The sequence below is a fragment of the Metabacillus schmidteae genome (genome assembly GCF_903166545.1).
Lineage (GTDB): Bacteria > Bacillota > Bacilli > Bacillales > Bacillaceae > Metabacillus > Metabacillus schmidteae.
The window spans coordinates 1,942,646-1,955,116 of the sequence record NZ_CAESCH010000001.1 but is presented as its reverse complement, the minus strand read 5'-3'; the positions used below and the strand labels follow the sequence as shown (position 1 = coordinate 1,955,116).

Below are 12,471 nucleotides of genomic sequence, written 5' to 3'. Positions count from 1 at the left end.
TACCGCTCACTAAAGTGAAAAGGAGGTGAATTATTAGGATAAATTTGACAAATTCATGTAGTTCATAAACGATGCGCTTATAAAAATTAAGAGACCGACCTAATACAAGTCCGCCTCTACCAGTTGATAAGTATCTCTTCTTATCCTTCTACCCCACACCACTCTACAACTGTCAAAGCAATGATCGCTGCTGCTTCAACTACTTTATCAATTTCAATGTATTCATTAGGGTAATGGGCTTTTTCTGTTACCCCGGGACCAAAGACAATTGTTGGGGTCGAACCTACATGTGTTAGCAAACCTCCGTCTGTCCCCCATGGTGATGCTTCAATGACCGGCTCTTCCCCTATGACTTCAGAATAACTAGCTGATAACGTTTTTATCATCTCATGATTAAGGTTTATCGAGCCGGGTACCCATCTTGCACCAAACCATTCAAGTGATACTGGGTAATCGTTAAACCATGGATCAACTTGTTTAAGATTATGAATCCAGTTCTCTAGTTCGTTTTTAGCTTGACTTATTGTTTCATCTGGAGAAATACCCATTCTTCCTTCTAATTTCACAAGGTCAGCTACAGAGGACGGCCAATCACCACCTTCTATTTTTCCGATATTTATTGGAATTGGGATCGGAATTTTTTTGTATAGGGGATCATGAATTTTTTCATTTCTTCGCTTCTCTAACTCTCTTACATGCTCTATCACAAGCATAGCTTTCTCTATTGCACTAACCCCTTCATAGCGAGTTCCTCCATGTGCCGACCTTCCCTTTACAGATAAACGGAACCACATAGATCCTTGTTGTTTAGGAAAAATTTTCATGTTTGTAGGTTCTGGAATAATCGCTGCGTCAGCCTTGTATCCTTTTAAAATAGCAGATAGTGTGCCGGCACCTCCACTTTCTTCTTCTATGACACTTTGAAAAATAACATCTCCTTTTAAAGGAATACCAAGAGCACGGATGGCTGATAAAGCTAAAAGAAGGGAAACATTACCGCCCTTCATATCTGTTGCTCCACGTCCATATAACTTTCCATCAATCACTTTCCCGCTATATGGTTGATGCTCCCACTGAGCAATATCTCCTTCAGGCACAACATCAATATGTCCATTTAATATAATTGAGCGACCCTCACCTGTACCTTTTAAAATTCCGACAACATTAGGACTGCCTTTAAAATCATACCGAGATGAAGCAAAATACGGATGTGCAGAAAGAAACTTCCCATCAGGCTCCCAAACCTCGACTTTTAACCCAATCTTCCTAAGTTTTTCAATGACAATTGTTTGTGCATACTGTTCATTTCCTTGTGTACTATTTGCTTGAACGAGCTTTTGCAGCAATTCTATTCCATGGTCTCGGTTATGTTGAAGCCAGTGATTAATTTGAGCTCGAAGCATACTCTTTTCATCTGTCACCCTTCATCCCCCATCTCTTTTTATCCGTCAATTACTTTTATGCTGTCTGAGATTTGTAGAGGTGCATTTGTTTTGGAAATCACATCTTGAATTTGATATGGTGCCATAACTTCTGTTAAAAGCAACCCTCGTTCATTTACTTTCAATACACCCATTTCTGTGATAATTAAATCAACACATTGTTTAGCCGTTAACGGAAGAGTGCATTCTTTTACAATTTTTGATTCTCCTTTTTTATTACAATGATTCATTAATACAATGACTCGCTTTGCCTTTTTAGCAAGCTCCATTGCTCCACCAATTCCGGGTACCCGTTTTCCCGGGACAATCCAGTTGGCTAAGTCTCCTTTTTGACTAACTTCAAGACCGCCTAAAATTGTAATATCTAAATATCCTGATCGAATCATGCCAAAAGCTGTTGCACTATCAAAATAAGATGCTCCTGAAACAATTGTAACTGGAAAGCCGCCTGCATTACATAATGTGGGATCTTCCATTCCCTTTTCAGGAGATTCACCTATGCCAAGGATGCCATTTTCAGCATGAAACATAACTTGCAATTGTTTTGGGAGATGATTCGGTACAAGTGATGGAATTCCAATCCCTAAATTGACGATCATTCCCTCTCTAATTTCCTCAGCTGCACGCATTGCCATGCGATTACGTTCATCATATGAATTCACAACCCGATCACTCTCCCCGTTTATTCCCAAGCCCATTTCCAATCGATTCCCCGGCTTTTCACTACTATATCTACATAAATCCCCGGTGTGATAATATGCTCTGGATCTAGTTCACCAAGTTCCACAATTTCTTCTGCTTCAACAATTGTGTACTGACCTGCCATGGCTACTAATGGATTTGTGTTTCTTGCACTTGTTTCATAAACCAGGTTCCCAAAAGTATCAGCTTTCTTTGCATAGACTATGGAAATATCAGAAGTTAATGCAGCTTCTACTAAAAAATCCTTTCCATTGATTGAAATTTTTTGCTTCCCTTTTTCGACCATACTATCAAGCCCTATATCTGTTAATATCCCACCAAGCCCGACTCCTCCGGCACGAATCCGCTCTGCAAGGGTTCCTTGTGGTGAAAACTCAACTTCCATTTTCCCTTCCATCAAAAGCTTTCCGGCAATAGGGTTTGAGCCAATATGAGACACAATAAGCTTTTTAGCTTTTCCCTGACTAACCACTTTCCCAATCCCTATTGTAGGAAAGCCTGCATCATTTCCGATTAATGTTAGGTCTGTAACACCTTTCTCAAGAATGCCATTAATTAGGGTCGGAGGATTTCCAACCCCCCCAAAGCCTCCGAACATAAGGGAACAGCCACTGTGAATATAGGATAAAGCCTCATCTAACGTACCAACTTTATTCATTTTTTTCTCTTGATGTGTTTGTTCCATCGGGTTCAACACCTCCTACCTCTTTTTCAATCTCTAAAACTACATCTCTAAAAATGGAAACAAGTTCATCTATTTGATTTATTGTAATAATAAACGGAGGTGAGATAATAATTGCATCCCCATGGGCTCCTTCTTGGCCGGCTGAGGATGGATAAATGAGCAAGCCCTTTTTCCTCGCTTTTTCTACGATCTTATTTGTGATTAAAAGATTTTTTTCAAAGGGACGCTTAGTTGACTTATCGAAAACAAATTCAACACCAATCATTAGTCCTTTCCCTCGAATATGACCAACTATCTTCGAAGACACTAATTCACCGCGGAGCTTTTGAAGCAAATACTCCCCCTTGACTTTCACTTTTTGAACTAATTGATTTTTTTCAATATATTGAAGAACTGCCATGGCTGTGGCAGCGGATTGAGGATTTGCACTATACGTATGACCACTCATAATAGAGTTTGAGCCTAACATAATTGGCTTCATTACTTTTTCACTAGCTAGGGTTGCCGCAATTGCTGTATAACCAGCACTCATTCCTTTTCCTAACGCAATAATATCTGCCTGCACTCCCCAATGATGTAAACCAAACATCTCTCCGGTTCTCCCTATTCCTGTCATGACTTCATCTGCAATAAAAAGGATGTCATACTTGTTGCAAATCTCTCTAACTTGCTGATAATATCCATCAGGAGGAATAATTACACCCCCTGCTGCCCCAATTATCGGCTCCGCAATAAAGGCTGCGATCTCTCCTGGACCAATTCTTTTTATTGCTGTTTCAATTTCGTTTGCACAGGCTAACTGACAAGATGGATAGGTTAGGTTAAATGAGCAATGGTAGCAGTATGGTGCTGAGACTGAAGGATAATCTTCCAGTATTGATACAAATCGTTCACGACGACTCACGTGCCCTGACATCGATAGGGCACCAAGTGTAATTCCGTGGTAACTGATCCATCTGGATAAGATTTTATTTTTCTTAAAATTCCCTTTCTCCTGCCAGTGTTGAATCGCGATTTTCATAGCTGTTTCGGTAGCTTCTGATCCGCTATTCACAAAAAAAGACCAATAATCCTCATCAGCATCCAGAAGTTCATTTAATTTTTGTGCAAGCTGTTCTGCCGGTTCTGAGGTGAATTGTGAGCGATAAACAAATGAAACTTTTTTTGCCTGATCATGAATGGCTTCTATGATCTCGGGGACTCCGTGACCTATACTTGTCGTCACAGCTCCTGATGATCCATCAATATATCTTTTGCCTTCTTTGTCATACAAATAGATCCCTTCGCCGTGTGTCACAGTAGGATACTCTTCCTTCATACTTGGCTTAATTAATAAAGATCGTTTCATACGATCGCCTCACTCTCTCACAGACATTGCTCAAAATTTAAAGTAATTCTTTTTTAGTAATCTAGGCTGTGACATTAAGACATCATATTCAATCGTTTTTGTTAATTTCTTCGTATCAATTAACATAAGCTGATCTTCAAGCTCTTCAATCGTTTCCTCTGTTTGATATTCCATCCCGCATATTGAACAATGAACACCGGGTGTGTCTGTTATTTCAATTGCGCTTGTTCCATCCGGCAGCTCCCAATAAACTGTACATGTTATCTCCTTGACTCCATCAGCTTCACACCATTCACATCTCATCTGTAATGGTTGCACCTCACTGTCCATCTTGAGCTTCCTTTTTTTGCTGAGCCAAGAATTTCTTTTCTTTTAATTCATCACGTTTTTCACGTTTATCTTTTAATGTTGAATAGGTTGGGTTTTGTTGAAAGCTTTGTCTGCGGTTATAACGCTCAAGTGAATTTGGGACAAGATTAAATTGTTCATCATTTAATAAAGATGAAATTCCTGTTTTTGAAGGGTTAAGATCATGTTTTGGATAAATTTCTTTAAAATAATCATCAGCTCGACCAGCAATATAATTTTCCGGTTCCGGATATGTTGTAATAACTCCTTCAAAATTTCGTAATACAGTCTTTGTTGGACTTTGAGATAGTAAATAGTTTGGCTGCAAGGTTATTTTCCCGCCGCCACCTGGAGCATCGACAACAAAGGTAGGTACAGCATACCCGCTCGTATGTCCACGCAGGCCTTCAAGTATTTCCAATCCTTTTGAAATAGGTGCGCGGAAGTGACCGATTCCCTCCGAAAGATCGCATTGGTAAATATAATAAGGCCGAACTCTAATTTTCACTAAGTCATGCATGAGCTTTTTCATAATTGGGACACTGTCATTTATACCAGCCAAAATAACAGCCTGATTTCCAACCGGTACACCGGCATTAACCAACATCTCACAAGCACGCTTTGATTCTTCGGTAATTTCAATAGATGTATTGAAATGAGTGTTCAGCCAAACAGGGTGATACTTTTTTAAGATATTACAGAGATTTTCTGTAATTCGTTGCGGAAAGACAACAGGTGCTCTAGTTCCAATCCTAATAATTTCAACATGAGGTATTTCACGTAAATTTTTTAGTATATATTCTAAAATATTGTCATTAATCAGCAGTCCGTCGCCACCTGAAAGAAGAACATCACGTACCTCTGGAGTTTGACGAATGTACTCAATCGCCGCATCTAATTGTTTTTTCGGTACCCCCATACCGATTTGTCCTGAAAATCTTCGACGGGTACAATAACGACAATACATTGAGCATTGATTTGTCACGAGAAAAAGAACGCGATCCGGATATCGATGTGTTAAACCCGCTACAGGTGAATCTTCATCTTCTTCTAATGGGTCTTCTAAATCATATTTTGTTTTATGAATTTCTTCTCCTATAGGAACTGACTGCATTCGAATTGGACATCTTGTATCTGTAGGATTCATAAGTGCCGCATAGTATGGAGTAATATTTAGCGGGATTGTTTTCGTGGAAATTTTAACTCCTTCTTCTTCCTCAGGAGTAAGTTCAATCACTTTTTTCAAATCATCAAGTGTACGTATTGTATTCGTTAACTGCCAAATCCAATCATTCCATTTTTCCTCTGGTACATCCTTCCATAACTCAATGTCCTTCCAATGACGGTTCGGTTTATATAAATCATGTAACATGATGGTTTCCCCCTTACTTTTGCTATCAAGAATAGATATGCAAATTCTATGCCAAAAGCAAAAAGTAAAGGTCAACTGCTATTAAAATTGAGATCTTATAGCTTTTTGTAAATAAAAAGAGGCTAAGTATTTAATTCTACTATTGATATGCGGAGCGTTTAGAAGAAGTTCAACCCGAGCTTCTGCCCAAATTTCAGCAGTTTTTCATTGTTTGAGGGTGCTGAATTTTCGGCAGCATGAAGAAAATTTGGCATCATAGTTTGTTATGATGATAAATCTTTTCGCCATATATTCATATCTTCAAGTTTATCATATATATAACAATTATTTGTCAGTCTGCCTTGATATTGATATCCAAGTTGATGAAAAGCAGAGTTCATCCCAAATGACAATGCACGTGCTAAAGAGTAAGCACAGAAAATTCCATTTTTTCTCAAATCTTTTTCTAAATCCATTAGCAACTTTTTCATTAACCCGTGCTTACGATATGCCGGTAATGTTGCACAATCTGTTAGCTCAGCATTATGATTGATCATATTCACATCTGCAGATGCTGCACTAACAATTTCATTTTGATACTCAACTAAATAAAATAAATTCCCATCATGAATCATGTGTTCAACATATTTAGGGTCATCCATCGGTGTCGGATAAACCTGAAACACCTTTCCATATAAATCAGCAAGCTGCTTCGTATCACCCACTTCTGCTTTTCGAATAATGTATTCATTCGGGATCGGCTTCTCATTCATGTTGTTAAGCCCTTTACCTTTAATATCCTCAAGAATTTTATTCTCTTTCACCCAGTGCTGACTTGTTCTTCTTTCATTTTTTGTATATAAGGTCATAATAAAATTATCAGTTCCGCTAAAATAACCGGAAATCACTCCCTCTAATTCATATCCATGACTCAGCAGTTGCTGCCAATGCTCTTGTCGGGTATAAAATATCACTTTTTCACAGAAATCTTCTTCTGAAATGTGACTAATCTCCTGTAAAATTCGTGTCATATTTCCCCGGTAATGATCAATCCGCAAGCGTTGATTAAAATAGTCCAAAAAGAGTTCAAGATAATAGTCGGAAGTTGATAATTGTAGTTTTTTGTAGGATTTTGTCATTTTAAAATCCTCTCCCTCCTTTCACTTTATACTTGTATTTTTATAAAATCCATATTTCTTCATTTTATATTGTAATGTTTGTCTGGGAACTTCCAGGAGAATTGATGCTTTTAAAACATTTCCTTTTGCTATGTCTAACGCCTGTTCAATCATATTTTTTTCTGTTTGCTCAACGATTTCACGCAATGGGCGTATGGTTATTTTCTCCTTCTGGTGTTCTCTTTTAATAAATGAAGGCAAATGTCCAACTGTTAATACATCTTCTACGTCAACCATATTCATCGCAAACTCGATTGTATGCTCAAGTTCTCTTACATTCCCTGGCCAATCATGCTGATTTAGTGTTGTTAATACCTGGGCTTCAACTCCTATCACAAGTTTGTTAAAGTGATAGTTATATTTTTGAATGAAGTGGTTTGTTAATAAATCAATATCACCTTTCCGTTCTCGTAGTGGCGGAAGCTCTAGAAAAAATACGTTTAGTCGATAATATAAGTCCTTACGTAGCACATTTTTTTCTAAGAGAACTGTCGGATGTTCATTCATTGCCACAATAATTCGGACATCGACTGTATAAGAGTCTGTTCCACCTACTCGGCGAATAATGCCATCCTCTAATACACGTAAAAGCTTTGTTTGAAAATCCAAAGGCATTGTATGAATTTCATCTAAAAATAATGTCCCGCCATGAGCTAGTTCAAATAACCCTGCTCGATCAACCGAACCTGTAAAACTCCCTTTTTTTGTTCCAAATAAGATGCTTTCTAATAAAGATTCCGGTAAGGAAGAACAGTTTTGGGCTATAAATGGACCATTTTTTCTTGAGGATGCATGATGTATAGATTGTACAAGAAGTTCTTTTCCGGTACCTGTTTCTCCGAATATCATCACAGGTGATGAACTATTTCCTGCTTTTTTAGCAAGTGTGATTACTTTCTTCATTCCATCTGATGTGGTTATGATATCATCCCACTTGTATTTTGCACCTGTACTTTCTACAGGCTTTGATTGTTTTCCATTCACCTTTTCCTGAAGCTCCAGAAGCTTTTGTGATAGCTGCTTCACCTTTGTGAAATCCTTTGCGATTTCAATGGCTCCAACTATTTTATTTCCAACTTTAATTGGCAATGTTGTATTAACAGTATCAATTAGGTTTCCCTTACTATTTTTATATGTTTGAGATTGCTGATAAATGGGCTTACCTGTTTCAATAACCTTCAATAACGTACTTGTTTGTTTACTTAATGAAGGAAACACATCTAACACATGTTTACCAAGAACCTCGTCAATCTCAACCCCATCATGTTTTGCAGCAACTTGATTATAAAAAATCGTTATTCCTTTATCATCTACCGCATGAATTGCTTCATCAATACTACTTAAAATAGCTTCAAGCATTTGCTTCGTTTCAAATGATTTTAAGATAATATGAAACCACCTCTTTTCCAGCCCCTGCTGTGGAAAGTTACCCCCCTAACCCATTTTATTAAATTACGAAAAGAACTATGCTGCATCCAGAGTAGTGAATTTCAACTGTACATGCTTTATTGCAATGAATATATCTGTTTTTTTCACAAAAACGAGATGCCTTCTAATTATCTTAATAGAAGGCATCTCGTTTTAAAATTAATTTTTTCTTAAAGTTGCACGATTGTTTTCCCATGTAATCGCTACATTACATTCGAAAAGTTCAGAAAGCTTTTCATTCGAAAGCATATCCAATGTATGCCCCGAATCAAAAACCTGTCCTTTTTTTAATAATAGTGTATGAGTAAAGACCGGTAAAATTTCTTCCACATGGTGTGTAACATAAAGAAGTGTTGGTGAAGTGCTTCTTTTCGTAATTTGTGATAATGCATCTAAAAGTTGCTCACGTGCTAAAAAGTCTAATCCTGTTGTCGGCTCATCAAGAATGAGTAATTCCGGGTCCGCCATTAATGCACGAGCAATAAGTACTCTTTGTCTCTCTCCTTGGGAAAGAGTTTCATATGCCCGATCTGCATATGGGAGACAATGTAATTCCTCTAACAAACCAATTGCCTTTTCTCTCATTTTTTCAGTCGGTTTTTCATATAAGCCGATTGATGCAAATGCTCCACTTAAAACAATTTCAAAAGCACTGTCGGAAGGATAAAATTTTTGCTGAAGCTTCGAAGAAACGAGACCGATCTTTTGGCGAAGTTTTTCTGCTAAATAATCACGACCGAAGACTTTATCTAATACCTTTACAGAACCTTCTGTTGGAAAATAATATGCACAGAGCATGTTTAAAAGCGCTGTTTTCCCGGCACCATTTAATCCGTATAACACCCAATTTTCATGTTTGTTAATATGCCAATTAATATTCTGTAAAATCCACTGTCCATTTCTTTTTAAAGAAACTTGGTTTAGCTCAATAATTGTTGTCATAGTCTTCTCCCAAATTTTTCTTTTTAATGTGATGGTACCACAGTTTTTTTGTATAGAAAAAGAAAAAAGACGATTCATTATCGTCTTTTTTAAAAACCAAGTAACGCTTTCAAGCCTTGGTATCCGAAATACCCTCCAAACCCCAACAGAGATATGCCTGAAATAACGGATATTATTTTTAAGCTTGTATCATTTAAAAGTTTACGAAAACCCGTTGTTAGACCGGCTACAAATACATCCCATAATGTAAGTCCAACAAAGATCATACAGCTATATATAAGCAATTGGCTTGTACCGTTCGCTTGGGCTGTTTTTGCCAGGATTGAACCATATATCCCCAGCCAGAATAATATTGATAACGGACTTGTAATCGACATTATAAAGCCTGTTAAAAAGCATTTACTTAAAGATTCCTTTTTTCTGCTGTATGTTAGATTAACACGATTTACTCCTAATATACTTTCAGCCCCTGAATAAATTAAGATAAATCCCCCGAACAACCATAAAAATATTTGTACAACCGGAATATCTAAAAAGTTAACCATCCCTAAATAAACCAACAGCATAAAGATAGCGTCCGCTATCATAGAGCCAGCTCCTACGATCCAAGCGTGCCAAAATCCATTTTTTATTCCTTTATCAAGTCTTGCTGAATTTACAGGACCTATTGGCGCAGCTAGTGATAATCCTAAAAAAATATAACTGACCAAAATGCTAATACTCAAATAGTCTTCTCTCCTTTAAATTGTCTAGTACATTATATGAGAGAAGTTGTCCACTATGATTGAATATTCAATCTTTCAATTTAAACGAGAATTTTTTGTTTAACTTATTAATAAAGGGCATGATAACAGTACAATTGTTTTTTAGGTGAGGTGTATGGTAATGGCAAAAGAACAAACTCAAATGAGCACAAATGATGCGATTATGCTCATGTTTTTAGATTTAGTTGAACAAGACGGAATTGAAGTTGGTGTAACACTCTCAGTAAAAGGAGCAATAATCTCCGGTATATTAATTGGTGCTACAGCCTACTACGAAGGAATTACAGAGGCATCAAAAAACTTTGATGATAGTACAATGTCCAAGATTATTTCAAAAAAATTCCATGATTTAAAGGAAGAGTATGCACAACAGAAACAACAGGAAGCAGAAAAAGAATCTAAAGATAAAGCAAATCCTTTTACCTTTATCCACCTTAAGGATGCAAAATATCTAAATAGTCATGGGGAATTATCACATTCAAAGGGTACTTGGTGGCGGGGTAAAATCGAGTCTATCGATGGATTTTCGTTCAATTCTTTCGTTTAAGTAAAAACTTTTCGCCTCCCCCTATATGGGGGTTTTTGTAATTTAAAGCTTTTTTGATAGCTAACCCGTTGTCTCCATCATTAAAACCTACTTTTTTCTCTCTCCTTACATAATCACACTCATCCTATCCAACAATAATAAATAGGGAAGTATGAGGAGGGCGAATGGATGAGTAACACCGGACAAAAGAAAAAATCAACACAAGGTGAATTAAAGTGGTGGCAGCTTTCTTTAATCGGGATCGGCTGTACGATTGGAACCGGCTATTTCCTCGGGTCTGCAATTGGAGTAAGTATTGCCGGACCTGCAATTGTATTCTCCTTTTTAATAGCTGCTTTAGGCACTTATATTGTATATAATGTTTTAGCCAAAATGACAGCACAGGATCCTCAAGAGGGATCATTCTGCTATTATGCCGGAAAAGCTTTTGGAAAATGGGCTGCATTCGGATGTGGATGGAATTATTGGTGTTCCAATATTCTTGTAATGGGTAGTCAGTTGACAGCGTTGGCCATTTTATCACAGTTTTGGTTTCCTAAAGTTCCATTGTGGATCTTTGCTGCTTTATACGCGATTCTCTCCATAATAGTCGTAATAACGGGAACAAAAGGCTTTGATAAGATGGAAAATATCTTCGCAATCGTTAAATTTGCTGCGATTATTATGTTTATCGTTCTCGCTTTAGCTGCACTATTTGGCTGGATCAACGGAGATGGAGCAAAGCCAACAGGTGTACCACTTAAATTAGGCGAGATTTTTCCTGAAGGATTTCGCGGTTTTTACGCTTCTCTTATTTATGCGTTTTATGCATATGGCGGAATCGAAGTTATTGGCATTATGGCCATGCAATTAAAAAATAAAGAAGATGCACCAAAGGCAGGTACGTTAATGCTTATTAGCTTAACAACCGTCTATGTATTATCACTTGGGCTTGCTGTCTCCATTGTGTCTATTGATGCGTTTCACGATAAGGAGAGTCCGTTTGTGACAGCACTCGCTAATTTTAATCTTCCGTTTTTCCCTCATGTGTTTAATGGAGCGATTATTATTGCCGGGTTTTCTACGATGACTGCTGCATTATACGGAGTAACCAATTTACTGGTCACCCTTGCAAATGATGGTGATGCACCTGCATTGTTTGCGAAAAAATTAAATTATAAAAACTTGCCCCTGCCTTCATTAGGACTTGCAACAATTGGACTTATTGCTTCAATTGTTACTGCCTTGTTGCTTCCGGGTAAAATATATGAGTACATTTCAACCGCTGCAGGAATTTTGCTTTTGTATAATTGGTTATTTATCCTATGTTCTTCCTTTAAGCTATTGGAATTAAAGCTTTTGAACAAGTTACTAGCCATTCTTGGGCTGATACTAATTCTTGCCGCAATCAGTGGAACTTTACTAGAAAAAACGATCAGACCCGGTTTCTTTGTTAGTATTTTGGTTGTCGCCTTAATTGGCTTTGTATGTTTACTTATGAGAAAAACGTGGAAGAAAACAACAGGAGATGGAAATATTAAATATTATTAAAAGCCGAAATCGTTCGGCTTTTTTCATTATGTATTCATTCATCCCTTACCCATTTCCTTCACTTTTTCTTTTTAAGAACACACCTCGACTGATACCTGCGTACTTCACCACTAATTTTCAGTGAATTTTTGTTTCAGATTCCAGATCTTAATAATTCTGTTTATTTACTTTTCCTTCTGCCTGAATATATCCTGCCAAAACGAAGA

Annotated in this window: 12 protein-coding genes; 2 read left to right on the top strand and 10 right to left on the bottom strand. The window is 37.3% G+C overall.

Going from position 1 to position 12,471, the window contains the following annotated elements; genetic code table 11:
• Positions 1 to 140 precede the first annotated feature (140 nt).
• The 10 genes from HWV59_RS09205 to HWV59_RS09160 form a co-directional block, all read right to left on the bottom strand.
• A complete protein-coding gene (locus HWV59_RS09205) occupies positions 141 to 1,403 on the bottom strand; it encodes a peptidase (RefSeq protein ID WP_175640025.1) in 1,263 nt (420 codons plus the stop codon).
• 38 nt (positions 1,404 to 1,441) lie between these two features.
• Positions 1,442 to 2,140, bottom strand: a complete 699-nt coding sequence (locus HWV59_RS09200; RefSeq protein ID WP_175640024.1) for a 3-oxoacid CoA-transferase subunit B — start codon at positions 2,138 to 2,140, stop codon at positions 1,442 to 1,444.
• Positions 2,125 to 2,829, bottom strand: coding sequence for a CoA transferase subunit A (locus HWV59_RS09195; protein WP_102232262.1), 705 nt, complete (start codon positions 2,827 to 2,829; stop codon positions 2,125 to 2,127). Before HWV59_RS09195 ends, HWV59_RS09200 begins: the two co-directional genes overlap by 16 nt.
• Positions 2,795 to 4,177, bottom strand: coding sequence for an aspartate aminotransferase family protein (locus HWV59_RS09190; protein ID WP_175638698.1), 1,383 nt, complete (start codon positions 4,175 to 4,177; stop codon positions 2,795 to 2,797). Before HWV59_RS09190 ends, HWV59_RS09195 begins: the two co-directional genes overlap by 35 nt.
• Positions 4,178 to 4,207: 30 nt before the next feature.
• On the bottom strand, positions 4,208 to 4,480 hold the full coding sequence (locus HWV59_RS09185; RefSeq protein ID WP_175640023.1) for a YokU family protein: 273 nt from the start codon (positions 4,478 to 4,480) through the stop codon (positions 4,208 to 4,210).
• Between the two features lie 16 nt (positions 4,481 to 4,496).
• Positions 4,497 to 5,897, bottom strand: a complete 1,401-nt coding sequence (gene kamA, locus HWV59_RS09180) for a lysine 2,3-aminomutase (protein ID WP_175638697.1) — start codon at positions 5,895 to 5,897, stop codon at positions 4,497 to 4,499.
• Positions 5,898 to 6,160: 263 nt separating this feature from the next.
• The gene (gene ablB, locus HWV59_RS09175) at positions 6,161 to 7,015 is read right to left on the bottom strand and encodes a putative beta-lysine N-acetyltransferase (protein WP_175638696.1); all 855 of its coding nucleotides are present in this window, start codon (positions 7,013 to 7,015) and stop codon (positions 6,161 to 6,163) included.
• Positions 7,016 to 7,036: 21 nt separating this feature from the next.
• The gene (locus HWV59_RS09170) at positions 7,037 to 8,413 is read right to left on the bottom strand and encodes a sigma-54 interaction domain-containing protein (RefSeq protein ID WP_102232258.1); all 1,377 of its coding nucleotides are present in this window, start codon (positions 8,411 to 8,413) and stop codon (positions 7,037 to 7,039) included.
• 228 nt (positions 8,414 to 8,641) lie between these two features.
• Entirely contained in the window at positions 8,642 to 9,424 is a 783-nt protein-coding gene (locus HWV59_RS09165) for an ABC transporter ATP-binding protein (RefSeq protein ID WP_102232257.1), read from the bottom strand.
• Between the two features lie 89 nt (positions 9,425 to 9,513).
• Positions 9,514 to 10,149, bottom strand: coding sequence for a LysE family transporter (locus HWV59_RS09160; protein ID WP_102232256.1), 636 nt, complete (start codon positions 10,147 to 10,149; stop codon positions 9,514 to 9,516).
• Positions 10,150 to 10,309: 160 nt separating this feature from the next.
• Here HWV59_RS09160 and gvpU point away from each other — a divergent pair, with 160 nt between their 5' ends.
• Positions 10,310 to 10,735 carry a gas vesicle accessory protein GvpU gene (gene gvpU, locus HWV59_RS09155; protein ID WP_102232255.1) on the top strand — a complete coding sequence of 142 codons (426 nt, stop codon included), beginning with the start codon at positions 10,310 to 10,312 and terminating at the stop codon, positions 10,733 to 10,735.
• Positions 10,736 to 10,903: 168 nt separating this feature from the next.
• The gene (locus HWV59_RS09150) at positions 10,904 to 12,265 is read left to right on the top strand and encodes an amino acid permease (protein ID WP_175638695.1); all 1,362 of its coding nucleotides are present in this window, start codon (positions 10,904 to 10,906) and stop codon (positions 12,263 to 12,265) included.
• Positions 12,266 to 12,471 lie beyond the last annotated feature (206 nt).